Raw genomic sequence first — 23,849 nt, 5'->3', positions numbered from 1 at the left:
GCCCGAAGATTATTCGCCCCGGGGAAACCGCTGGTTCTCCTCGAGCACATTCAGATCCATATGATTGCGCATGTAGCGCTCGGCGGCTTTCTGCAGAGGTTGATAGTCCCAGGGGTAGTAGGCTCCTTCGCGCAATGCCGGATAGACGACCCAGCGCCGTGCCTGGCTTTCTCGAACTGCCACATCAAACGCTGCAAGATTCCAGCGAAGCTTTGCCTGATCGAGAAGCGTGGCAAGCGTATTCGCATGGGCCGGATCGCCGGCCAGATTGATGAGCTCGCGGGGATCGGCCTGAAGGTCAAAGAGCAGCGGCGGATCCTTCTCGCAGACTGTCAGCTTGAAGCGCCCGGAGCGAATGCCCACGAGCGGCGCGATCGATCCTTCGGCCGCATATTCCATCAAAACCGGACTGCGGGTTTTCGTGCCATTCACCAGCTGTGCCAGGTCCTCGCCATCCGTCCAATTGGCGATTGCCGAAATATCGAGGCCGGCGAGGCCGGCAAGCGTCGGCGTGACATCGAGAGTGGATACCGGCTGATCGACCAGGGCGGGCTGCCAATCCGGTGCCGATATCATCAGCGGCACGCGTGCGGAACCGTCGAAGAAGCACATCTTGAACCATAGGCCGCGCTCCCCCAACATGTCGCCGTGGTCGGAGACAAACAGGATGACAGTGTCGTCCTGCATCCGTGTGCGCTCCAGCACGTCGAGGATCTCTCCGATCTTCTCGTCGACATAGGAGATATTCGCAAAGTAGCCTCGCCTCGCCCTGCGGATCTGTTCGGCATTGATATCGAAGGCCTTGTAGTCGCAGGCCTCGAGCAGGCGCTTCGAATGCGCGTCCATCTCGTCAAAGGGCAGTGGTGGAACCGTCGGGTCAAGTGCCGGGCAGTCCTCGTAGAGATCCCAGAATTTGCGCCTGGCGACATAGGGATCGTGCGGATGGGTGAAGCTGACGGTCAGGCACCAGGGACGCTCGTCTTGACGGCGCGACAGGTCATAAAGTTTTCGAGTGGCATTGTAGGCGACTTCGTCATCGTACTCGAGCTGGTTGGTGATCTCAGCGACCCCCGCGCCGGTCACGGATCCAAGATTATGATACCACCAGTCGATCCGCTCGCCAGGCTTGCGGTAATCAGGCGTCCAGCCGAAGTCTGCCGGATAGATATCCGTCGTCAGGCGCTCCTCGAAGCCGTGCAATTGGTCGGGCCCGACGAAATGCATCTTGCCCGACAGGCTGGTGTGATAGCCGGCGGCCCGGAGATGGTGCGCATAGGTCGGAATGTCGGAGGCAAATTCGGCCGCATTGTCGTAGACCCGCGTCCGGCTTGGCAACTGGCCCGACATGAAGGAGGCGCGCGCCGGCGCGCAAAGGGGGCTTGCCGTATAGCTGTTGGCAAAACGGACCGAACGGGCCGCGAGTGCCTTGAGATGCGGCGCATGCAGGAAATCGGCCGGCCCGTCCGGAAACAGCGTGCCGTTCAGTTGGTCGACCATGATGATGAGAATATTGGGACGGGCCATTGTATATCGACGCTGCTCACATTCAGGGGCTTGTGGGGGAAGGGGTCTGCGGATGCGTCAGCCACCAGTTCGCCTGAGGGAACCGGCTGTCGCTGGCGGGTGCTGGTCTTGATCGGCGAGCGCCGATCAGGTCCATCATCCTCTTCAGAAGCGGCACTGGTCGTCGCATGAGTGATCCTCTCGGCGGCGTGGGTCGCAGTTGTCATTTCACGATAACCAACTTGATGATTGCACACTATCGCCTTGCCGACATCCGGTGTTCCGGGCGCTCGCGCCTGCCTGTTTTACAGGGGGCGAACTTGCCGGCGACACCAGGGGTCGCAGCAAGACAGGCGTCGTGGCCGAGCGCGTGCATGATGCAGTATCGGCTAGCTGGCTGCCGCCTGACAGCATCTTGCGAGCATGCGGAAGGATCTTCATGTCGATCGACCGACCGATGCCCACCGAAGAGAGCATTCTGGAATTCCTCGATGTCTGCGAAGGCTTTTATCCGCCTGACGCAGTCGAGGCATCGATCGATCAGCAACGCCAATGGTATGACGCACTCTGCGCGCGATTTGACCATGCCCTGCCGCAGGGGATGGTCTATGCGGATGGCATGGTGCTGCGGATACCGATCCGCCGGTATCGGCCGCGGACAATAACCACATCAACCGTTCTCCTCTATCTCCACGGCGGAGGTTTCGTTGTCGGCTCGCTCGAAAGCCATCACTCGATCTGCGCTGAAATCGCCGATTTTGCCGGCGCCGAACTCGTTTCCGTCGACTACCGGCTGGCGCCCGAATACCGCTGGCCGGCGCAGAGCGAGGATTGTTTCCTTGTCCTGAAGCATCTGCTGTCGTCCACCGGTAGCAAGGTCGTCATCATCGGCGATAGTGCCGGTGCCAACCTGGCGGCAGGGCTCGCCATCAGGGCGCTGGGGGAGGCCTTACCCGGTATCGCCGGTCAGGTTCTCGTCTATCCGGCGCTGGGCGGCGACCTGCAGAAGGGCTCCTATGTTGAAATGGCAAATGCACCGGGCCTGACCACCGCCGATGTCGCCTACTATCGCAGCGTTCTGCAGGCACCGCTGCGCCATCCTGTCGCCGCGCCGCTTCACGCGGTATCGGTCGAAGGACTTGCACCTGCCTTCATCACGGTTGCGCGGTTCGATCCGTTGCGAGACGACGGCCGAGCCTACGCTGCCCGGCTTGCGGAGGTCGGCGTGGAAGTCTGGTTCCGGGAGGAACCGCAGATGGTGCATGCGTGGCTGCGCGCGCGCCACATGAGCGAGGGTGCCCGGGCAGGCTTCAAGGCGGTATGCGAGGCGGTGCGGCTCTTCGCTTCGCGCTAACGGCTACATCAGATCGCGGGCGATTGCCGTCTCGCCAAAATCCTTCTCGAAGATTTTTATCCCGCCCTCATGGGCAATGACCGTGGCGGCGATGATCCAGTGCGTTGCCGTGCAGGCGATCGATGCGGTCGCAACCGTCGTCACGGACCAGCCGGGACGCTGCATGTCGCAGGTCCAGGTGGACCGCCCCGTCATCGAGAGTGGATCGCCCGGCCTAATCGACCATATTTCATCGCGTACCTGACGGGTGCTGAGCCCGGTGTCGGGATGCTCGAAAAGCCCGGTATCCTCGTAAATACAGTATTCGGTTCGATTGGCGGAAAGCTGTCTGATGACCTGCCTTCTGGTCTCAGCCTGCGCATGCTCGATATATTTCGGCAGCGGATCGGGATTATCCGGCTCCTTCACGGCGACGAGGCGGTGATCGGCAAGTATCGGCAGCGCAAGTTCGATCGAGGCCGTACCGATGACGAGGCCGGCATCCGTCGGCGGCGGCAGGATCATCGGCCAATAGGCCGTCGAAAGCGAAAGGCGAATGCGATGGCCGGTGCGGAAGCGATAGCCGCAGGCATCGAGCAGCAGGCGCACCGTCGTCCGCTCTCCGGCCTTCATGGGTTTGGGCTCGGCATTGCCATCACGATGAGCAAGATTGAGAACGCCGAAGGAGACGCGTGTGGCCGTGCCGTCCTCATGCACGTCGACGAGCCGCGCGCAGAGATTTGCGGTCTCTGCCTCGCAGCGTAGCGCCAGCGTAACAATAGGCTGGCCGAGATAGTCATGATCTTCGACAAGTGGCGGGGTCTCGAATATGAGCGAACCGGCATCGTCCCCGCGCTGGTCGATGGCCATTTCAGCATCCGGTTTCAGCGTGAAATATTCCCCCGATGCCGTGCCGGTATCGAGGGGCGAGCGCACATAGACCTCTTGCGCTGATGTCTGGGGCTCGGCCGCTCCTTCCTCGAGCCGGCTGGACGATCCGACATGGAAAAACTGCATTGCCGGTTCGCGCCATGCGTCCATGGCGACCCAAAAACCGGGATCGGCATCGCGGCGCGGGGCAGGGCGCACGGCGTCGAGAATATAGGCGCGAAGCTGGGGCGTATTTTCCGCACCATTCTCTTCGCCACGCAGCCAGCGGTTCCACCAGGCGATCGCTTCGCCATGGAAATCGGCGCGCGGCTTTGGAAAGGCGAAATGCGGATATTTGTGAACCCAGGGGCCAATCAGCGCCTTAGCCTCTGTGCCAAGCCCGGCGATCGCCTTCAGCGGCGTGTTGCGATAGCCGTCCGCCCAGCCGGCAATCACCATCGCAGGGATCTCGATGCGTGCAAAATCCTCGCAGATCGAACCATGTTCCCAGAAGGCGTCGCGTCGCTGGTGGGCAAGCCATTCCTCCATGAAGAACGGTTCGTTTTCCAGCCGCTCCAGCCACATATCCTTCCAGCGATCGCCGGTGATAGCGGGATCGGGCGGGCGAGACTGGTAGCCGAGCATCGTCGCGGCCCAGGAGAGCTGGGCGGAAAGGTGACAGCCGTTCTTGTAGTGGATGTCGTCATTGTAACGGTCGACGGTCGAGGCGATCGAGATGACGGCCTTCAATGCCGGCGGACGCAAGGCCGCGACCTGCAGGCTGTTGAAGCCGCCCCAGGAAATGCCCATCATGCCGACCGAGCCGTTGCACCAGTGCTGATCGGCGATCCAGGCGATCAGTTCGCAGGCGTTGGCAAGCTCGAGCTCGGTATATTCGCCGTCGATCACGCCTTCGGATTCGCCCGAGCCGCGGATATCGACACGCACGCCCGCGATGCCGGCGGCGGCAAGGACCGGATAGGTCGATTCGTCACGCAGGCTCGTTCCATCGCGCTTGCGATAGGGCAGGAATTCGAAGACGGCCGGCACCGGATCGGCATCCGTACCATCAGGCATCCAGATCCGCGCGGAAAGTCGCGTTCCGTCGCTGAGCGTGATCCACTGGTTTTCGATCGTCGTGAAGGAGCGTTGGCGCATGGTTTTCCCTGGAAGCAATCATTGAGCCGGCCAAGAGCGGCCGGCCGATTTGACGTTCAGTTGCCGGCGCTTTCCATCCGCCGGGTGGTCAACACCTTTTCCAGCCAGCCGATCTCCATCTCCGGGACGGATTTCAGGAGCAGGTCGGTATAGTCGTCGAAGGGCGGTGAGAGCGCCTTCGATTTCGGGCCGAAGCGCACGAGCCTGCCGCGATGCATGACCGCGACGCTGTCGGCAATGGCCCTGACGATGGCGATGTCATGGGTGATGAAGATGTAGGAGAGCTTTTCCTCTTCCTGGAGGCGCAGCAGCAGCTTCAGGATGCCTTCAGCCACCAGAGGATCGAGAGCCGAGGTCGGTTCGTCGCAGAGGATGAGTTCCGGTTTTGCGGCGAGCGCGCGCGCAATCGCCACACGCTGCTTCTGGCCCCCCGAGAGCTCTGCCGGGTAGCGGTTCAGAAAGCCGTTGCCCATCTCGATCTGGTCGAGCAATTCCTTCACGCGGTCGGTCTTTGAGGCTCCCCTGAGGCCGTAATAGAAGGTCAGCGGCCGGCCGATGATGTCGCGCACGGTCTGACGCGGGTTCATCGCCGTGTCGGCCATCTGGTAGATGAGCTGAATGCGGCGGAGATCGTCGCGTGGCCTGTGTCGGACCTCGGGCGTCAATGGTTTGCCGGCAAAAGAGATCGACCCGGCGCTGGGTGACAAGAGCCCAGTGACGACGCGGGCGAGCGTCGATTTTCCCGAGCCCGATTCACCGACGATCGCCAATGTCTGCCCCTTCGGCACATGCAGACTGACATCGTTCAGGACCTTGAAACCATTGGAATATTCTGCGCTGACGTTTTCGATCTTCAGCAGAGCATCGGACTGGTCGACAGCCTCGTCCCTGAGCGTCTGCCGGACGTTGACGAGCGCGCGAGTATAATCCTCCCGTGGCTCTTCGATGATCTGCCGTACACTGCCGTATTCCACGGTCTTTCCATGGCGCAGCACCATGATGTCGTCGGAGATCTGTGCGACGACGGCGAGATCATGAGTGATGTAGAGGGCCGCCGTATGGGTTGCTTCGATCGCATGCTTGATTGCAGCCAGCACGTCGATCTGGGTGGTGACGTCAAGTGCAGTCGTCGGTTCGTCGAAGACGATCAGTTCGGGGTTTGAGCAAAGCGCCATGGCCGTCATGGCGCGCTGCAACTGGCCGCCCGAGACCTGGTGCGGGAAACGCTCGCCGAAACTTTCGGGATGGGGAAGGCCAAGCACCTGAAACAGGTAGAGCGCTCTGTTCTTCGCCTCCTGCTTGTTCATGAGCCCGTGTTTGACGGAAGCCTCGATCACCTGGTCGCCGAGCCGGTGGGCGGGATTGAAGGCTGCCGCGGCCGACTGTGCGACATAGCAGACGCGGGCGCCGCGGATCTGTCTGATGCCCTTCTTGCCAAGGGCAAGGATATTGTCGCCGTCGAGCCGCACCTCTCCGCCGGTGATCTCGGCACCGCCTCGGCCATAGGCAAGTGCCGATAATCCGATCGTCGACTTGCCTGCCCCGGATTCACCGATCAGCCCGAGTACTCGGCCTTTCTGCAAATCAAAGGAAACGCCGTCGACGATGGTCACGCGTTTCGGTGCTTCACCCGGCGGATAGCTGGTGGCTTCGATCTTGAGATTGCGGACGGAAAGAAGATCAGGCATCGCCACGCCCTCCCTTGAGGCTCGAGGTTCGTTTCAAAAGCCAGTCGACAACGAGGTTGACGCAGACTGCGAGGATGGCGATCGCGCTACCCGGCACGAGCGCTGCCGAAATGCCGAAAATGATCCCGTCCTTGTTGTCCTTGACCATGCCGCCCCAGTCAGCCGATGGCGGCTGGATGCCGAGGCCTAGAAAGGACAATGTCGAGAGGAACAGGATCGAGAAGGCAAACCGCAGGCCGAATTCGGCAAGCAGCGGAGTCAGGGTGTTCGGCAGGATCTCCCTGAAGATGATCCAGAGTTTTCCTTCGCCGCGAAGTTTGGCCGCCTCGACGAATTCCATGACGGCGACATCGAGTGCCACGGCGCGGCCGAGACGATAGACGCGGGTGGAATCGAGGATCGCCATGACGAGGATCAGCACGATGATGTTTTGTGGCAGGACGGCCAGAACCACGAGTGCGAAGATCAGTGTCGGGATCGACATCATCAGGTCGTTGAAGCGCGAGAAGACCATGTCGATCAGCCCGCGCGAGACCGCTGCCGTAAAGCTCAGAATGACGCCGAGCGAAAAGGAGATGACGGTCGCTGCAAGCGCCACGAAAAGCGTCGTGCGCGCGCCGTAGATCAGACGCGAGAGGATGTCGCGGCCGAGATTGTCGAGACCGAAGACATATTGTGCGTCCGGCATTTGCCACACGCTGCCGACGACCTCGGTCTCGCCGTAAGGCGCGATAAAGGGTGCAAAGAATGCGAAGACGAAGGCGACGGCGATGCCGATCATGCCGATCCAGGCGGTGATGGGGATATCTCTCAATCTCATCTTGGATGCCTCAGCCGGGGGTTGGCAATGATGGCGAGAATGTCGGCCAGCATGTTGAGGAAGATATAGACGGCGGCAAAGATCAGGCCGCAGGCCTGCACTACCGGCATGTCGCGCACCGTCACGGCATCGACCATGTACTGGCCCATGCCGGGATAGACGAAGACCACCTCGACGACGACCACTCCGACCACCAGATAGGCGAGGTTCAACGCCACGACGTTGATGATCGGCGCAAGCGCGTTCGGTGCGGCATGCTTGACGATCGAGCGAAACGCCGAAAGGCCCTTCAGCTCTGCCGTCTCCATATAGGCCGACGACATGACCGAGAGGATTGCGGCGCGTGTCATGCGCATCATGTGGGCCAGCACGACGAGTACGAGGGTCGCCGTCGGCAGGGCGATCGCCTTCAGGCGGTCGGCAAAGCCCATGCTCTCATAGACAGTTGCGGGAAAGGTGGCGACGCCGAACTTCACCGCGAAAAACATGATCAGCAGGTAGCCGATGAAGAACTCCGGCAACGAAATCGCAGCCAGCGAAATGATGTTGATGATCTTGTCGGGCAGGCGGCCCCGAAAATGCACCGAAACCATGCCGAGCCCGACGGCAAGCGGCACGGAGATCAGTGCGGCAAAGCCCGCCAGAAATAGTGAATTGCCGAGCCGCTTGCCGATCTGCTCGCTGACGGAGTTCTTGCTGGCCCATGATGTGCCGAAATCGCCTCGCACGGCATTACCGAGCCACTCGACATATCGCGTCGTCACCGGCCGGTCGAGGCCGAGATCCTTGCGGATGTTGGCAACCGCCTGCGGCGTTGCCGACTGGCCGAGATAAGTCGTGGCGAAATCGCCGGGGAGAGCTTCCAGGCCGCCGAAAATCAGGATTGAGACGGCAAAGAGCAGGATGATGCTGAGCACGAAGCGCTCGAGAACAAGGGCAAGCAGCGGAAAACGCTGCCGGAACCTGAGACCGGGCAGGATATTGCCGGAGGTCGGACTGGACATGGTGATGGCCTCGCGCTGAAACGTCAGGAGGACCGCGGGTTTTGTCCCACGGTCCCGGCTTCGGTGGAGATCGGACAGAAGACCGGTGTCAGGCCTCCAGCCAGACGCGGGTTGCGACGTAGCCGTTCGACATGTCGTTGCCGATGTCGTGGACGTAGCCCTTCACCTGCTTGGTGGAGGCGTTCACGAAGTCGTTGAACATCGGCAGGATGACGCCGCCTTCGTCGCGGACCATCATCGCCATGGCGCGATAGAGCTCCTTGCGCTTGGCCTCGTCGAGTTCGGAACGGGCCTGAAGCAACAGCTTGTCGAAATCCGGACGCTTGAAGCGGGTGTCGTTCCAGTCCGCCGTCGACAGATAGGCGGTGGAATACATCTGGTCCTGTGTCGGACGCCCGCCCCAATAGGAGGTGGAGAAGGGCTGGACGTTCCAGACGTTGGTCCAGTAACCGTCGCCCGGCTCGCGCTTGACCTCTATTTCGATGCCGGCCTTCTTGCAGCTTTCCTGATAAAGGACGGCAGCGTCGACACCGCCGGGGAAAGCGACTTCGGAAGTGCGCAGCAGGACCGAGCCGCTATGGCCTGATTTCTTGTAGTGGAAGGCCGCCTTGTCCGGATCATAGGTGCGCTGTTCGATGCCCTCGGGAAACAGCGCATAGGTGCTGTTGATCGGAAAGTCGTTGCCGACCTTGCCGTAACCGCCGAGGATCTTCTCCACCATGGTCTCGCGGTCCATGGCGTATTTAAGCGCGAGGCGCAGGTCGTTATTGTCGAACGGCGCCTTGTCGCAATGCATGATGAAGACATAATGGCCGCGTCCGGCAGTCGAAAGGATCTCGACATTCGGGGCACGCTTCAGGAGGTTGACGGTCTTTGGATCGACACGGTTGATGTAGTGCACTTGGCCGGACGAGAGCGCGGCGATGCGCGCTGTGGCGTCGTTCATGCCGATGATTTCGATGGAATCGACATAGCCGCGATCAGTGCGCCAGTCGTCCTTGTTCTTTTCAAAGGTGGCGCGCACGCCCGCCTCGAAGTTCGTCAACTTATAAGGCCCCGTGCCGATCGAGGCGAGCGGATCGTCCACACCGCCATTCGGCTGAATGACCAGATGATAGTCGGTCAACAGCAGCGGCATATCGGCATTGCCTTCCGAAAGCGTCAGGACGAGGTTGCCGCCGTCCGCCTTGATTTCCTTGATCGAGCCGAGAACGCCGAGTGCGCCGGATTCCGACGCCTTGTCGGTATGACGCTTGAGTGTGGCGACCACGTCATCGATCGTCAGTTCCTTGCCGTTGTGGAACTTGACACCCTTGCGGATCTTGAAGGTCCAGGTTGCCGCATCCTTCGACGGTTCCCAGGATTCGGCGAGCGCCGGTACGGCGGCACCGGTGAGCGGATCGGATTCTACCAGCATGTCGCCCCAGCAGCGGCCGACGCAGAACATGAATTGCGAGAGAAATTTCGCCGGATCCTTGGAGTCGGTTGCAGCCCCGCCCTCCAGGCCAAGCTTCAGATGACCGCCGCGTTTCGGTTCGGCGGCTTCGGCACTTTCGGTAAAGAGCTTGTCGGCAACGGCAAGTGTCAGGCCGGCTGCCATGGCGCGCCCCAGGAATTCGCGGCGGCTGAGGCCGCCGGCGGTTACCCGGCTTGCGACATATTTCGTGTAGTCGTTCATTCCCCTTCTCCTTCTTATGGTGCGTTGACTTCGATTCTTGGGCATGATTCCCGAACGGTTTCCTCTTCCGTTCGTGATGCCCGCACGCTTGCGGGAAGATGAGCGGTTGCCGCCGCCTTGTTACCGTCCTTTCCAGTCAGGGCTTCGTTTTTCGGCGAAAGCCCGTGCGCCTTCCAATTGGTCCTCGCTCGAATAAAGCCGGTCCACTGTAGCAAACTGCCGTTTGGTGATTTTGTTCATGGCAGTCTGGAAGGTGGAACCCTCCGATTCACGCACGATTTCCTTGATTGCCGCGTAGACGAGCGGCGGCCCGCTTTCGAGCCGGCGGGCGAGATCCCAGGCCCGCTCCATCAGCTTGTCTGCTGCCAGGATTTCGTTGACGAAACCCCAGCGATGCGCCTCCTGGACATCAAGCCAGCGGCCGGTCAAAAGCATGTCCATGGCGATATGATAGGGGATGCGCTTCGGCAGCTTCACCGAGGCGGCATCGGCAACCGTGCCGGAGCGGATTTCCGGAAGAGCGAAAGTTGCATGTTCTGCTGCGAGGATCAGGTCGGCCGACAGCGCGATCTCCAGCCCGCCTCCGCAACAGATGCCGTTGACCGCACAGATGACAGGCTTGTTGAGATCGCGCAGCTCCTGCAGCCCGCCGAAACCGCCGACACCATAATCTCCGTCGACCGCGTCGCCTGCCGCGGCGGCCTTCAGGTCCCATCCGGCACAGAAGAATTTCTCGCCTGCGCCGGAGATGATCGCCACCCGCAGCGATGGATCGTCGCGGAAATCACGGAATATCAGTCCCATGGTGCGGCTTGTTGCAAGGTCGATGGCGTTCGCCTTCGGCCGGTCGATGATGACTTCCAGCACTGCGCCGACCTGTCGGGTGCGAATGGGGTTGCTCAACCTATGCTACCTCCTCCGCCGGATCAGGGCATCGACTGCGGCCACGCCGTGACCTTCGGGAAGAACCATCAACGGATTAATGTCCAGTTCCTCCAGCCGTGCCGCATTCATTACGACATAATCTGCCGCCCGCGCGACAGCCGTCACTGTCGCCTCGAGGTCTCCCTTCGGGCGCCCGCGATATCCCTCGATCAGTTTTGCGATCTTCAGGCGCGAAATTGCCTCGGAAATTTCCGATCTCGTCGTCGGCAACGGCAAAATAACGGAATCCTGCAGCAATTCGACGAAAATTCCGCCGGCGCCGAGCGTTAGCGATAATCCGAAGACCGGGTCACGGGAAGCGCCGATGATCAGCTCGGCGACAGGCCGGTCGATCATCTTCTCGACCAGAAAACCGTCTGTCGCAGCCATGTTTGATGCGGCATCCGATACGGCCTTGGCATCCTTCAGGTTGAGCGCGACGGCGCCTGCTTCGGTCTTGTGCGCGACGCCAAGAGCTTTCAGGACAACAGGAAAACCGAGCCGCTCAGCACAATCCGCCGCCTGAAGCGGTGAGCCTGCAACCCTGCCTTTGGGGGTCCGTAGGCCGGCGAGATCGAGTTCGGTCTTCGCATCGGCCTCCGTCAGCGTTTCGATTGCACCTTCGACGGACGCCACATCGAGAAGCGGCAGGGAAGGCGGTTTGCGCCAGGCATGGCCGATGCCGGCGGCGACTTCCGCGGCAATCAGGGTTTCATCAATACCGCAGAAGGGAACGACGCCTTCGGCGATCAGTCGGTCGGCGACAGCCTCCGGCATGTTTTCGGGCAGCGTCGCCAGGATCCCGGCAAGCGCGCCTGTCGCAGATGCCGCAGCGGTGACCGCGTCCGCCGTCGTCACCCAGTCTGCCGCCTCGCATCGATCGGCGCGGGGAAAATCGAGGACGACGAGATTGAGGTCGTAGCCACCTTCGAATATGGCGGTGAAAGCCTCTGTCTGACGCGCACGATCGCCCCACACGAACGTGTGGTAATCGAGCGGATTGGAGAGCGTCACCATGTCGCCGAGAACGCCTCTCAGGCGCGGCAATTGCTTTGGTTCGAGATCTCGGAACGTGACAGCGCGTCCGATGGCAGCATCCGACATCAGCGAGGCCTCGCCACCCGAGCAGCTCATCGAAGAGATCGCGGCACCTTGCAGCGGGCCTGCGACATGCAGGAGTTTCAGCGCTTCGAGTAGCGCCGGCAGCGTATCGACGCGGCCGAGGCCGAGGCGGGCAAGCACTGCATCGGCCACCGCATCGCCGCCGGCAAGGGATGCGGTATGAGAGAGCGTTGCCTGTCTCGCCTGTTCAGACTTGCCGACTTTCAAAACAACAACGGGCTTTTTCGTCAGGCGGGCTGTGGCGGCAAGGCGCTCAAGCGCGGCCTTGTCTCCAAAGCCTTCGACATGGAGGCCAAGCGCCGTCACGCGCGGGTCGGAAAGCAGGCCACAGGCGATATCGGACAGCGAGGTTTGCGCCTGATTGCCTGATGTCACGACATAGGCGATCGGCAGGCCGCGCGTCTGCATGGTCAGATTGAGCGCTATGTTCGACGATTGGGTCAGGATCGCCACGCCGCGTTCGACGCGCGTCATGCCGTGCTGATCGGGCCAGAGAAGCGCGCCGTCGAGGCCGTTTATGAAGCCGTAGCAGTTTGGTCCCAGGATCGGCATATCACCCGCGGCGGCAATCAGCGCCTGTTGCAAGTCGGAGCCATCGGTTAGTTCCGCCACGGCTTCGCTGAAGCCCGAGGCGTAACAGACCGCGCCGCCGGCGCCGGCTTCCGACAGGCTGCGCACGATCTCGACGGTCGATATCCTGTTGACCCCGACGAAGGCCGCGTCGGGCGGCGACGGCAGGTCGGAAACGCTTCTGTAGCAGCGCCGTCCGAGGACCTCGGCGAGCGTCGGGTGAACGGGCCAGAGCTCGCCCGCAAACCCCATCCGATCGCACTGCTCGATCACCCGACGCGCTTCACGGCCGCCGAAGACGGCGATCGTTTGCGGTCTGAATAGGCGGTCGAGCGCGCGTGCTGTCATCGGCTATGCTCCCAGAGGCCGCAGGAGATCGCGGCTGATGATGTGGCGCTGGATTTCCGACGTGCCGTCCCAGATGCGTTCGACGCGCGCATCCCGCCAGAAGCGGGAAAGCGGCAGATCGTCCATCAGGCCCATGCCGCCATAGATCTGGATCGCCTCATCGGTGACGCGGGCAAGCATTTCGGAGGCGTAGAGCTTGGCCGAAGCGATTTCGCGATCGGAAGATAGACCTGCATCCAGTCGCCATGCCGCCGAAAGCGTCAGCCAGTCGGCTGCGTCGATCTCAGTGATCATGTCGGCAAGCTTGAAGGAAACGCCCTGATTGGCGCCGATCGGCCTTCCGAACTGCTTGCGCTCGGCGGCATAGGACAAAGCCATGTCGAAGACGCGCCGCGCACGGCCGACGCAGGTGGCGGCGACAGTGAGCCGCGTGCCGTAGAGCCATTGGTTGGCAAGTTCGAAACCGCGATGCACCTCGCCCAGCACTTGGCAGGCCGGAATGCGACAATCGGCAAAGCTTAAGGTGCAATTGTGATAACCGCGATGGGAGACGGAATCGTAACCCTTGAGGATTTCGAAGCCTGGCGTGCCGCGATCGACCAGAAACGCGGTGATCTTCTTCTTGAGACCTCTCGGCGTTTCCTCCTCGCCGGTCGCGGCAAAGACGATGATGAAATCGGCGACATCGGCATGCGAGATGAAATGCTTGGTGCCATTGAGCACGAAATCGCTGCCGTTGCTGCGAGCGGTGCATTTCATGCCGCGCATGTCGGAACCGGCATCGGGCTCGGTGATGGCCAGCGCGTCGATCTTTTCTCCGCGGACGGCAGGAAGCAAATACCGTTCACGCTGCTCGCCCTCGCAGGCCATCAGGATGCCGGAGGGACGGCCGAAAAAGACCGTCAGGGCCATGGAGCCCCGGCCGAGTTCCCGCTCGACAAGCGTGAAGGTGACATGATCGAGGCCGGCGCCGCCCGCCTCTTCGGGGAAATTGCAGGCGTAGAAGCCGAGGTCGATGCATTTGCGCCGGATCTCAGCTGCTAGATCCGGTGGGACGAAACCCGTGCGCTCGACTTCGTTCTCATGCGGATAGATTTCGGTTTCGACGAAGCCGCGGACCGTCTTGACGATCATTTCCTGTTCTTCGCCGAGGCCGAAATCCATGTCGATCTCCCTATCGTTTCTGGCTGACATGGCGGCCAACCCCATCGGGGGGAGGCAGCTTTGCATGGGCCGCGGCGATCAGATTTGCCTTGTCGAGGACTGCGACTGGCGCCGGTGTCGCCTTGCCGGCTTCGGTATCGACATGCAGCAACATCTGCTCGGCAGTGGCGAGCACCGCACCGCTCTCCGTGTCGTGGATCGTGTGGAAGAGGTGCAGCCGCTTCTCGTCAATTGCGAGGATCTGGCAGGTCGAATGGATCGCCTGCCCGAGCTTGGCCTCGCCAAGATGGCGGATATGGGTTTCGACCGTATAGTAGCTCTGCCCGGCCTCGACATAGGCAAGATCGACTCCGATCAGCCGGAGAAGCGCGTCGGACGTATCGCCGAAAACCTGCAGGTAGCGATGCTCCGTCATATGGCCGTTATAGTCGACCCACGCGGGGCTCACCTTGGTCTCGACGAGCTTGAGGGGGCCAGAACGATCGGCAGTAGTGGTTTTCCCGCCGCCTGCTGCCCACAGGGACCGTTCGAAATCCTTCAGCAGTTGGCCGGCGCCCCAGCCCTTGCCATCGTTTCCGGCCTTCAGCGCCTGCAGGATGCCGACGAGATTTTCGTCGCGGATGCGCTCAAGTGCACGGATCGAAAGGCCGGCGGCCTGTTCGTCCGACTGTTTTCCGATCTTTTCAATCAGCGTATCGTCGAGGTCGACGACGTCGGTCAGTTTCGTCCAGGGCCAGGCAAGGCAGGGTCCGAACTGAGCGAGGAAATGGCGCATTCCGGCCTCGCCGCCGGCAATGCGATAGGTCTGGAACAGGCCCATCTGGGCCCAGCGCAACCCGAAGGAATAGCGGATGACGTCGTCGAGCGTCTCGACGGTGCAGATATCGTCATGGATAAGCCAGAGCGCCTCGCGCCAGAGCGCTTCGAGCAGCCGGTCGCCGACGAAGGCCTCGATCTCCTTGGCGATATGAACGCCCTTCATGCCGATTGGAGCGAGCCGCTCCATCGCTGCCTCGATGGTCGCTTTCGAGGTCTTCTCGCCGCCGACGATTTCGACTAGTGGCAGCAGGTAGACGGGGTTGTAGGGATGGGCGACGAAGAGGCGCTCGGGATGTTTCATGTCGCGCTGCAGGTCGCTCGGCAGCAGGCCTGATGTGGACGAGCCGATCAGCGCGTCCGGTCGTGCCGCAGCATCGATTTCCGTCAATACGCGGCGCTTGAGGTCGAGCCGTTCCGGTACGCTTTCCTGGATCCAATCCGCACCGGAGACAGCCTCTTGCAGCGACGTTTCAAAGGTAAGCCGGCCGCGCGGCGGCAGCGGTGCGCCAGTCAGCATGGCATAGGCTTTTTCCGCATTGGAAAGGACCTCGCCGACGATGCGGCTTGCCTCCGGATGAGGATCGAAGACGCTGACATCGATGCCGGCAAGCAGAAAACGTGCAATCCATCCGCCGCCGATGACGCCGCCGCCGATACAGGCCGCTTTGGTAATCCCTGTCATGTCGTCCTCAGCGCTTCGTCAGATTGAGTTTCTTGCGGACGTCCTCAGGACCGATGATCCTGGCACCCATGCCTTCAACCACCTGCACTGCCTTTTCGACGAGTTGCGCGTTGGTGGCGAGAGCGCCCTTGCCGATATAGAGATTGTCCTCCAGGCCAACGCGGACATTGCCGCCCGCCAGAACCGCTGCAGCCGGATAGGCCGTGGCGTTGCGACCGATCGAAAAGGCCGAGAAGGTCCAGCTATCGGGCACGTTGTTGACCATGGCCATGAAGGTGTTGAGATCGTCAGGGGCACCCCAGGGAATGCCCATGCAGAGCTGGATCAGCACCGGATCTTCGATCAGGCCCTCTTCGGCGAGTTGTTTTGCAAACCACAGATGGCCGGTGTCGAAGGCTTCGATCTCGGGGCGCACGCCGAGATCGGTCATTTTCTTCGCCATTGCCCGCAGCATGGCGGGCGTGTTGGTCATGACGTAATCGCCGAGATTGAAGTTCATCGTGCCGCAGTCGAGCGTGCAGATTTCCGGCAGGCATTCGGCGACATGGCTGACGCGCTCGGTTGCCCCTGCCATGTCCGTTCCCGCAGTCTTCAAGGGAAGGGGGCTTTCGACATCCCCGAAAATCAGGTCTCCCCCCATGCCGGCCGTCAGGTTCAGCACCACATCGACATCGGCCGAACGGATGCGGTCGGTGACCTCCCTGTAGAGGTCGTTGCGGCGGCTTGCGGCACCGGTTTCCGGATCGCGGACATGGCAGTGAACGACTGCCGCCCCAGCCTTGGCGGCGTCGATCGCGGAATCCGCGATCTGCTTGGGAGTAATGGGAACGTGGCTGGATTTCGAAACCGTATCGCCGGCACCGGTGACGGCGCAGGTGATGAAAACATCGCGGTTCATCGCAAGAGGCATGTTTGTCGTTCTCCCTCGTCTTGAGGGCATTACGCGCCAGGATGCGAGAGGATGCTTTGCATTTTCGGAATCGATCGATACATTATCGGAACACCAGGGAGGGGACCGTGCTGGAGCGATCGACCGAACGGCTCGACATCGATCTTCTTGTCCTGCCGGACACCAATCTCATCCTCATTGCCTCCGTCATCGAACCGCTGCGCGGAGCAAACCGCATTTCCGGCAGCGAGCTCTACCGCTGGCGCATCTTCACGCCAGATGGAGAAGCTGTGCCGACAACCAGCCACATTGCCATACCGACGCAGGGAACGTTCCAGACCACAGCATCGGATACACCGCTCTTCGTGCTGGCGAGCTACAACTGGCGGCAAAGCGCGACAGCGGGCCTAAAAATGCAGCTATCGCAGGCGGCACGCCACCGGACCATGATTGCCGGCATCGAATCCGGCACCTGGCTGCTCGCGGAAGCCTGCCTGCTCGACGGCTTGTCGGCGACCGTGCATTGGGAGGATTACGAGGATTTCGCGCTCGCCTATCCGCAGGTGTCGGCCGTAAAGGACCGGTTCGTCATCGACGGCAAGCGGCTGACGACATCAGGCTCGCTGCCGACCGTGGACCTGATGCTGGAGATCATCCGGCGGCGCCAGAGCTATTCGCTGGCGCTCGAGGTCAGCCGGCTGTTCCGCTACGAGCAGCCATCCTTTCATGCCGACGACGCGCTGTCGGCAGGCTTGCGCGTGGATGATCCGCGGGTGGCCCACGCCGTGCGGCTTATGGAGGACAATATCGAGCAGCCGATCGTGCTGGCGCGCCTTGCCCGCAGGGTCGGAATCAGCGCCCGACACCTGCAGGATCTCTTCCAGGCCTCGATCGGTGCGCCCCCTCATATCCACTATCTTGCCCTGAGATTGAACGCGGCGCGGCGCAAGGTGATAGAGACGACGGCGTCCTTCGCCGACATTGCCGCCGCAACCGGCTTCAATTCGGCCTCAGCTTTCGCGCGAAGCTATCGGGCAAGCTATTCCGAAAGCCCCTCGGAAACGCGGCGTCGGCTGCGGCGTCCGGTCAGGCCATCGGAGGTCCGGCCATAGGCTGGAAGGCATCGCGTACCATCTCGGCCAGCTCGCGAACCGCTTCGCTGGACCGGAAGGTGTTACGGCGAAGCACGACCCTTGAGGAATCGACCGGCGGGAAGCCGTCCTCGGTCGTCAGCTCCCGGCAGCCGGGCGGGATGTTGCTGCGCGACAGCGTGGTGACGGCAAGACCGGCAGTCACGGCGTTCTTCAGTCCGGAGCTGGTATCGGCAATGAATGCGACCCGGTAGTTGCGACCGAGCTGGTGCAGCGACTTCAATGCAAAATCGCGACACCAGCTCGAGTCTCTGTAGGTTGCGATCGGCAGCGGGTCGATGTCGTGCAGCCGGTGGACGATCGAGGTCACCCAGACGGTCGGATCGATGCAGAGCACCTCGCCACTCATCTGATCGCTCCAGTCGAAGACGACGGCGAGATCGAGCTCGTCGCGTTCCAGGGCGGCGATGTTGCGGACAGTATAGTCGCAGGAGATCGTGACCTCGACAGCCGGATGACGCACGGCGAAGGCCGCAAGTGCTGCGGGCAGCACGGTCTGGCTATATTCCTCGGGAATGCCGATGCGAACCGGTCCGCCGAGCGGTTTGCTGCGGATCGTCGCCGCGGCCTCGCTCAGAAGATCGATGACGCGGCGGGCATAGGGGACGAGCTGGACACCCTGACGTGTCAGCACCACCCCTCGGGCGCCGCGTTCGAACAGTGCTTCGCCGATCGTGTCTTCCAGCTTCTTGATCGCCGCGCTGATCGCAGATTGCGTTCTGCCGACGCGCTGTGCGGCCGCAGAGAAATTGGTGGTCTCGACGACGACGAGGAAGGTCCGGAGAAGGTCACTCTCAATGGGCTCGCGCATGGACAGCCATAGAAAAAATCGATGACATCCATCTCTACTATTCGTTTGTCTGATGTCAATTGCGGGTGCAGAAAGGAGGTGCGTTCGACTTTTCCTCCTTCGAGACTAACTTGCGTGACCATTGACCATCCGGCCAGGCACCTCGGTGCCGGCGAGCGCGAGAAGGGCATCCTTCTCGTCATCGCGGCGACACTTGCCTGGAGTGCCAGCGGGGTCTACTCGCGGCTCTTGACGACAGACGTCTGGACAGCGATCGCCTGGCGTTCGCTGTTCGGCGGGCTGTTCCTGCTGATCCCCTGCCTGTTCCTCGAAGGCGGGATATCACGAAAGCAATGGCGTTCGGTCCTGCATCCGTCCGGCCTGGCGATGATTGTCTGCCAGACAGTCAGCCAGGGCTGCTTCATCGGCGCGCTCTATATGACCAGCGTCGCGAACGTGACGATGATCTATTCGACCGCACCCTTTATCGCCGCCCTGTTCGGATGGATCATCCTGAAAGAAGGTGTCGGACGGCGCACGCTGATTGCCGGGGGCATTTCTCTTCTGGGTGTCGTGGTCATCGTCGCCTCGTCGATCGGCGGTGGCACCGGGGTCGGCGACCTGCTGGCGCTTGGCATGACGGTTTCCTTCGCGCTTGTCATCATCATCCCGCGCATCAATCCTGAAGTGCCGAGCCTGCCGCCGACTGTTGTCAGCGCCTTCCTGACGCTCGTCATCTTCGCTCCATTCGGCTCGGTCGGCTCGCTTGATCTTCACAACTGGATCGTGCTTGCTGCTTTCGGTGCGACCAATTTTTCGCTGGCGCTTGTGCTCTTCCTGGCCGGGGCCAGGCGAATGCCGCCGGCCGAAGCTGCACTGATCGGGACGATGGAGATCGTGCTGACCCCGTTCTGGGTCTGGCTTCTGTTCTCCGAGCAACCGCCTGTCGCCACCTTCTTCGGCGGCGCCATCATCTTCGCAGCCGTTCTCTGGCATACCGCCGTCGACCTCAGCCGCAGTCGGCGGACGCATGCCGGCTAGAAAGCGACGCCGATCGGATCGTCATTTCAGGCGGCATGGGTCAGAATAGCGGTTCGATTGCCACCCCCACCCAAGCAACGAGTGCGGACATGTCCTCCAAAGACCCCCTGCTGCAGCCGTTTCAACTCAAGCACCTGACGCTGAAAAACCGCGTCATGTCGACCGCTCACGAGCCGGCTTATTCGGAAAACGGCATGCCGACGGATCGCTATCGGCTCTATCACAGGGAAAAGGCAAGAGGCGGCATTGCACTGACCATGACGGCGGGATCGGCGGTCGTCTCGCCTGACTCTCCGCCGTCCTTCGGCAATCTCCACGCCTATCGCGACGAGATCGTGCCCTGGTTGAAGGGACTTGCCGACGACTGTCATGAGTTCGGCGCGGCGGTCATGATCCAACTCACGCATCTCGGTCGCCGTACAAGCTGGAACAAGGGCGACTGGCTGCCCGTTCTGGCGGCCTCGCCGATCCGCGAGCCGGCGCACCGCGCCTTCCCTAAAGAGGTGGAAGACTGGGACATCGAGCGTATCGTGGCCGATTATGCAAGCGCCGCGCAGCGCATGCAGGAAGCCGGCCTCGATGGTATCGAGATCGAAGCTTACGGCCATCTGCTCGATGGTTTCTGGTCGCCGGCAACCAACCGGCGTGAAGATGAATTCGGCGGATCGCTCGACAACCGCATGCGTTTTTCTGTCATGGTCACGCAGGCGGTTCGCGAAGCGGTCGGGCCGGATTTCATTGTCGGCATGCGTCTTGTCGCGGACGAAGACTGGGAGAAGGGACTATCGCGGGAGGAAGGCATAGAGATCGCATCACGGTTTGCCCGATCCGGCGACATCGATTTTCTCAATATCATTCGCGGCCATATCGACAGCGACGTTGCGCTCAACGAGGTCATCCCGATCCAGGGCATGGCATCTGCCCCGCATCTCGATTTTGCCGGCGACGTGAGGGCGATAACCAAATTTCCGGTCTTCCACGCCGCGCGCATCGGTGACGTAGCAACCGCCCGTCATGCGATCGCCGAGGGGAAGCTCGACATGGTCGGCATGACGCGCGCCCATATCGCCGACCCGCATATAGTGCGAATGATCGAGAGCGGCCAGGAGGCGCGCATCCGGCCCTGTGTCGGCGCCACTTATTGTCTCGACCGAATCTATGAAGGCGGGGAGGCACTCTGTATCCACAATGCCGCGACCGGTCGTGAGGGGGAAATCCCGCACGAGATCCCCAAGGCGGAGATCCGCCGCAAGGCCGTCGTGGTCGGTGCGGGGCCGGCCGGCCTCGAGGCCGCTCGCGTGCTTGCGGAGCGTGGTCATCAGGTGGATGTTCTGGAAGCGACCGGAAAGGCCGGCGGACAGGTCAATCTGCTCATCCGAAATCCTCGACGCAGGGAGATGATAGGCATTATCGACTGGCGGCTGGCGGAACTCGAGCGGCTGGGTGCTCGCATGCACTATGATGTCTACGCCGAGGCAGATGATGTCCTTGCTCTTGAACCCGACCTCGTTGTCATCGCGACCGGTGGCATTGCGCAGCAACCCGAACTGGATGCCGGCGATGAGCTTGTGACCTCTTCCTGGGAAATCCTCGCCGGCGGCGCCAGGATCGCCGACACGGTACTGCTCTTCGATGACAATGGCGGACATCCGGGAATGTCGGCGGCTGAGGTGATTGCGAGAAGCGGTGCCGAACTCGAGCTCGTCTCCCCCGAACGCTTCTTCGCGCCTGATATGGGCGGCATGAATCATGTGCCCTATGCCCGTGCCTTCGCCGAACGCAACGTGAGGGTTACCATCAACACGCGGCTCAAATCCGTTCGCCGCGACGGCAATGCCCTTGTCGCCATGCTCGGGTCGGATTTCGCGGACGGTGCACAGTGGGAGCGGCGCGTGTCCCAGGTCGTTGTCGAACATGGCACGCTTGCCAATGACGGGCTCTATCTCGAACTGAAGCCGATTTCGCGAAATCTTGGTGCCGTGGATTATTCCGCCCTGATCAATCGTCGGCCACCGCTGCCACAACGCAACAGCGAGGGACGTTTTGACCTCGTGCGGATCGGCGACGCGGTTTCCAGCCGCAACATCCATGCGGCCATCTATGATGCTCTAAGGTTATGTTCGTTGTTTTGAGCTCCTAACCGTGGGCCTGGCTTTTGTGAGTCTACCTGGCCTCAGGGTTTGCGTTGCTGCCTGTTCTTCTTCCTCGTTCCCTTCGCCTTCCAGGGCGTGCTTGGTCATACGGGCATGCTGGCGCCCGGGATCGTCGACGGCACCGGTGCCGCCGAAGCGCCAGGCGGCCTGATCGGCACCGGCCGCATCGTCACCCAGCTTCTCGTCGTGCTGATGATCACGGCGCTTTTCCTCGCCATCATGACAGCGATGGACCGAGCGATCAGGGCATGCATCATGTTGGCGTGATCTGTCCCCTATCTGTCCGCAATCGGCATTTCGCAGTATGCTCCTCTCGATAGAATGTCTTCATGCCCATCCTTGGAGATAACCAAATGTCCGCAGATACTGTACTCCTAGTCATCGATGCCCAGGAATCCTTCCGTCATCGACCCTATTTCCGTGAAGATGAGGTCGGGGCTTATATCGCGTCCCAGCAAGCGCTGATCGATGGCGCGAAAAGGTCCGCTCTTCCGGTCGTCCAGATATTTCACGTCGAGGAGACAGGCGTTTTCTCTGAAGGTTCGGGCTTCGTCCGCCCGCTGGCTCCGCTTCGGATTGAGGCGGATGCGGTGTTTCGCAAGCGCCGCCACAGCGCGCTCGTCGGCAGTGGCCTGGACGTCTGGCTGACTGAAAACCATATCCAGCGCGTCATTATCTCCGGCATCCGCACCGAGCAGTGCTGTGAGACGACGGCAAGGCACGCCTCCGATCTCGGTTACGAGGTCGACTATGTCGGCGAGGCGACATTGACCTTTCCGATGACCGATAAGTCGGGTCGCGAATGGAGTGCCGCCGAGATCAGGGCGCGCACGGAATTGGTCCTTGCCGATCGTTTTGCTCGTATCGTTACTGTAGAGCAGGTGCTCAACGGACTTTCAGCACGAGCGGTCGCGTAATGGTGGTTGGCCCCCGGCGCATCATCCCGGTTTTCGTGGTCGTGCCGCCGCGGGCGCTCCTGCTCGATATCGCAGGTCCGATGGAAGTCTTGCGCAGAGCCAACCTTGAGCAGGAATCGACAGAGTTCGTGCCGACCTACATCGGACCTGCCGCTGAGGTGCGAAGTTCGACCGGCCTCGACCTCGCCAAGATTTCTCCGCTTCCGGTACGTTTGCCCGACGACGCGCTTCTTATTGTTTCCGGTGCGGTGGATGAACCGCTTGCCGGGCCGGTCGAAAGTGGACCGGGAGATGCGGCCCTTGAGGCAGAGATCGTTGAATGGCTAAGTCGGACCGTTCGGCCTGGCATCCGCCTCGCGACGATCTGTTCCGGTGCCTTGCTTGCGGCGCGGGCGGGACTGCTCGAGGGCTATGAATGCACGACCCACCATTCCATGCTCCAGGAACTCGTCCGACTTGCTCCGACCGCCCGCGTCCGCGAGAACCGGCTCTATGTCGAGGATGGTGAGCGGCTGACCAGTGCGGGCGTCACCGCGGGGATCGATCTCATGCTTGCGGTGGTCGCAAAAGAGGTCGGTCATGCTGTGTCGCTTGCCGTAGCACGCACTCTGGTCATCTATCTCCGGCGGGCTGGCGGTGATCCTCAGTTGTCGCCGTGGCTGGAAGGGCGAAATCATCTCCATCCGACAATCCACAGAGCCCAGGATGCCGTCGGCGCCGACCCCTCGCAAAACTGGTCCGTTGAGACGCTCGCCAAGATCGCCGCGACGAGCCCGCGAAATTTGTCACGGCTTTTCAACGAGCACACCGGCATGAGTGTGACCGACTATGTCAACCGCATGCGAATTGCACTCGCAAGAGAACTCATCACCGGCTCGAGGCTCGATATGGAAAACGTCGCTGAACGCATCGGCTTTTCGTCAGCTCGCCAGTTTCGACGGGCCTGGAGACGACTTCATGATACGCCGCCGGGCCACGTTCGAGCGCCGACCAGAAGCTGACAGGCTTGATCAAACCCTAACGGGGGCTGTCGCCTGGTGAGCAAAAAAAGAGGCCGCGAGCGTAAGGCCGGGCCTTTAGGTGTGAAGGTCAAAAAACCTCCAGAGGGGAACAGCTGACGTAGCGGGCCGGGAGGAATGGACCGCCGTGGATCGCCAACTGTCGCGATGATGACCGAAGGTCGTTTTTCATGCCAAGTATAAGGCACTCAAAACGAGGCGCTCTT

At 61.4% G+C, this 23,849-nt stretch carries 18 protein-coding genes and 1 pseudogene; 7 read left to right on the top strand and 12 right to left on the bottom strand.

The genetic code is table 11. From position 1 onward, the window contains the following. Positions 1-9 precede the first annotated feature (9 nt). Positions 10-1,524: a choline-sulfatase gene (gene betC, locus FHT93_RS17915; protein WP_183848694.1), complete on the bottom strand. Its 1,515-nt coding sequence runs from the start codon at positions 1,522-1,524 to the stop codon at positions 10-12. A gap of 418 nt (positions 1,525-1,942) precedes the next feature. Between betC and FHT93_RS17910 the strand changes: the two genes are divergently transcribed. Further along, positions 1,943-2,857, top strand: a complete 915-nt coding sequence (locus FHT93_RS17910) for an alpha/beta hydrolase (RefSeq protein ID WP_113017073.1) — start codon at positions 1,943-1,945, stop codon at positions 2,855-2,857. A gap of 3 nt (positions 2,858-2,860) precedes the next feature. Here FHT93_RS17910 and FHT93_RS17905 read toward each other — a convergent pair whose 3' ends face one another. The 10 genes from FHT93_RS17905 to FHT93_RS17860 form a co-directional block, all read right to left on the bottom strand. Beyond that, on the bottom strand, positions 2,861-4,864 hold the full coding sequence (locus tag FHT93_RS17905; protein WP_183848692.1) for a CocE/NonD family hydrolase: 2,004 nt from the start codon (positions 4,862-4,864) through the stop codon (positions 2,861-2,863). 56 nt (positions 4,865-4,920) lie between these two features. Continuing rightward, on the bottom strand, positions 4,921-6,552 hold the full coding sequence (locus FHT93_RS17900) for an ABC transporter ATP-binding protein (protein WP_113017071.1): 1,632 nt from the start codon (positions 6,550-6,552) through the stop codon (positions 4,921-4,923). Beyond that, entirely contained in the window at positions 6,545-7,372 is an 828-nt protein-coding gene (locus FHT93_RS17895; RefSeq protein ID WP_113017070.1) for an ABC transporter permease, read from the bottom strand. The genes FHT93_RS17900 and FHT93_RS17895 overlap by 8 nt, the downstream gene beginning before the upstream one ends. Next, complete coding sequence (locus FHT93_RS17890; RefSeq protein ID WP_113017069.1) at positions 7,369-8,376, bottom strand: ABC transporter permease; 1,008 nt, start codon at positions 8,374-8,376, stop codon at positions 7,369-7,371. Before FHT93_RS17890 ends, FHT93_RS17895 begins: the two co-directional genes overlap by 4 nt. Positions 8,377-8,464: 88 nt before the next feature. Continuing rightward, positions 8,465-10,054, bottom strand: coding sequence for an ABC transporter substrate-binding protein (locus FHT93_RS17885; RefSeq protein WP_113017068.1), 1,590 nt, complete (start codon positions 10,052-10,054; stop codon positions 8,465-8,467). A 120-nt stretch (positions 10,055-10,174) separates the two neighbouring features. Then, a complete protein-coding gene (locus FHT93_RS17880) occupies positions 10,175-10,957 on the bottom strand; it encodes a carnitinyl-CoA dehydratase (RefSeq protein WP_183848690.1) in 783 nt (260 codons plus the stop codon). A 6-nt stretch (positions 10,958-10,963) separates the two neighbouring features. Continuing rightward, positions 10,964-13,018, bottom strand: coding sequence for an acetate--CoA ligase family protein (locus tag FHT93_RS17875; protein WP_183848688.1), 2,055 nt, complete (start codon positions 13,016-13,018; stop codon positions 10,964-10,966). 3 nt (positions 13,019-13,021) lie between these two features. Then, the gene (locus tag FHT93_RS17870) at positions 13,022-14,182 is read right to left on the bottom strand and encodes an acyl-CoA dehydrogenase family protein (protein WP_183848919.1); all 1,161 of its coding nucleotides are present in this window, start codon (positions 14,180-14,182) and stop codon (positions 13,022-13,024) included. A gap of 10 nt (positions 14,183-14,192) precedes the next feature. Further along, positions 14,193-15,683 (bottom strand): carnitine 3-dehydrogenase, encoded by a 1,491-nt coding sequence (locus FHT93_RS17865; protein ID WP_183848686.1) that lies wholly within the window; start codon positions 15,681-15,683, stop codon positions 14,193-14,195. 7 nt (positions 15,684-15,690) lie between these two features. Then, the gene (locus FHT93_RS17860; protein ID WP_183848684.1) at positions 15,691-16,593 is read right to left on the bottom strand and encodes a 3-keto-5-aminohexanoate cleavage protein; all 903 of its coding nucleotides are present in this window, start codon (positions 16,591-16,593) and stop codon (positions 15,691-15,693) included. Positions 16,594-16,634: 41 nt separating this feature from the next. Here FHT93_RS17860 and FHT93_RS17855 point away from each other — a divergent pair, with 41 nt between their 5' ends. Next, a complete protein-coding gene (locus FHT93_RS17855) occupies positions 16,635-17,684 on the top strand; it encodes a GlxA family transcriptional regulator (RefSeq protein ID WP_183848917.1) in 1,050 nt (349 codons plus the stop codon). Here FHT93_RS17855 and FHT93_RS17850 read toward each other — a convergent pair. Further along, positions 17,659-18,534: a LysR substrate-binding domain-containing protein gene (locus tag FHT93_RS17850; protein ID WP_007822164.1), complete on the bottom strand. Its 876-nt coding sequence runs from the start codon at positions 18,532-18,534 to the stop codon at positions 17,659-17,661. The two genes, FHT93_RS17855 and FHT93_RS17850, sit on opposite strands and share 26 nt — an antisense overlap. 114 nt (positions 18,535-18,648) lie before the next feature. On the opposite strand from FHT93_RS17850, the gene FHT93_RS17845 reads away from it, so the two are divergent. The 5 genes and pseudogenes from FHT93_RS17845 to FHT93_RS17825 all read left to right on the top strand — a co-directional run bounded on the left by FHT93_RS17845 (position 18,649) and on the right by FHT93_RS17825 (position 23,625). After that, a complete protein-coding gene (locus FHT93_RS17845) occupies positions 18,649-19,554 on the top strand; it encodes a DMT family transporter (protein WP_113116468.1) in 906 nt (301 codons plus the stop codon). Between the two features lie 89 nt (positions 19,555-19,643). Next, complete coding sequence (locus FHT93_RS17840) at positions 19,644-21,686, top strand: NADH:flavin oxidoreductase (RefSeq protein ID WP_183848682.1); 2,043 nt, start codon at positions 19,644-19,646, stop codon at positions 21,684-21,686. 27 nt (positions 21,687-21,713) lie between these two features. Further along, positions 21,714-21,938: pseudogene (locus FHT93_RS17835) on the top strand (amino acid permease); the annotation flags it as partial. Positions 21,939-22,060: 122 nt separating this feature from the next. Continuing rightward, positions 22,061-22,624, top strand: coding sequence for an isochorismatase family protein (locus FHT93_RS17830; protein ID WP_183848680.1), 564 nt, complete (start codon positions 22,061-22,063; stop codon positions 22,622-22,624). Beyond that, entirely contained in the window at positions 22,624-23,625 is a 1,002-nt protein-coding gene (locus FHT93_RS17825; protein WP_183848678.1) for a helix-turn-helix domain-containing protein, read from the top strand. Before FHT93_RS17830 ends, FHT93_RS17825 begins: the two co-directional genes overlap by 1 nt. Positions 23,626-23,849 lie beyond the last annotated feature (224 nt).

It is taken from the genome of Rhizobium sp. BK379, assembly GCF_014193955.1.
Taxonomy (GTDB): domain Bacteria; phylum Pseudomonadota; class Alphaproteobacteria; order Rhizobiales; family Rhizobiaceae; genus Rhizobium.
This window is presented reverse-complemented; position numbering and strand designations above follow the sequence as displayed.

Bases quoted from the DNA above. Each gene is read 5' to 3' on its own strand.
- FHT93_RS17885 (WP_113017068.1), bottom strand. From the start codon at position 10,054: ATGAACGACTACACGAAATATGTCGCAAGCCGGGTAACCGCCGGCGGC.
- FHT93_RS17830 (WP_183848680.1), top strand. From the start codon at position 22,061: ATGTCCGCAGATACTGTACTCCTAGTCATCGATGCCCAGGAATCCTTC.
- FHT93_RS17850 (WP_007822164.1), bottom strand. From the start codon at position 18,534: ATGCGCGAGCCCATTGAGAGTGACCTTCTCCGGACCTTCCTCGTCGTC.
- FHT93_RS17890 (WP_113017069.1), bottom strand. From the start codon at position 8,376: ATGTCCAGTCCGACCTCCGGCAATATCCTGCCCGGTCTCAGGTTCCGG.
- FHT93_RS17905 (WP_183848692.1), bottom strand. From the start codon at position 4,864: ATGCGCCAACGCTCCTTCACGACGATCGAAAACCAGTGGATCACGCTC.
- FHT93_RS17860 (WP_183848684.1), bottom strand. From the start codon at position 16,593: ATGCCTCTTGCGATGAACCGCGATGTTTTCATCACCTGCGCCGTCACC.
- FHT93_RS17910 (WP_113017073.1), top strand. From the start codon at position 1,943: ATGTCGATCGACCGACCGATGCCCACCGAAGAGAGCATTCTGGAATTC.
- FHT93_RS17825 (WP_183848678.1), top strand. From the start codon at position 22,624: ATGGTGGTTGGCCCCCGGCGCATCATCCCGGTTTTCGTGGTCGTGCCG.
- FHT93_RS17895 (WP_113017070.1), bottom strand. From the start codon at position 7,372: ATGAGATTGAGAGATATCCCCATCACCGCCTGGATCGGCATGATCGGC.
- FHT93_RS17840 (WP_183848682.1), top strand. From the start codon at position 19,644: ATGTCCTCCAAAGACCCCCTGCTGCAGCCGTTTCAACTCAAGCACCTG.
- FHT93_RS17870 (WP_183848919.1), bottom strand. From the start codon at position 14,182: ATGGATTTCGGCCTCGGCGAAGAACAGGAAATGATCGTCAAGACGGTC.
- FHT93_RS17875 (WP_183848688.1), bottom strand. From the start codon at position 13,018: ATGACAGCACGCGCGCTCGACCGCCTATTCAGACCGCAAACGATCGCC.
- FHT93_RS17900 (WP_113017071.1), bottom strand. From the start codon at position 6,552: ATGCCTGATCTTCTTTCCGTCCGCAATCTCAAGATCGAAGCCACCAGC.
- FHT93_RS17865 (WP_183848686.1), bottom strand. From the start codon at position 15,683: ATGACAGGGATTACCAAAGCGGCCTGTATCGGCGGCGGCGTCATCGGC.
- betC (WP_183848694.1), bottom strand. From the start codon at position 1,524: ATGGCCCGTCCCAATATTCTCATCATCATGGTCGACCAACTGAACGGC.
- FHT93_RS17855 (WP_183848917.1), top strand. From the start codon at position 16,635: ATGCGAGAGGATGCTTTGCATTTTCGGAATCGATCGATACATTATCGG.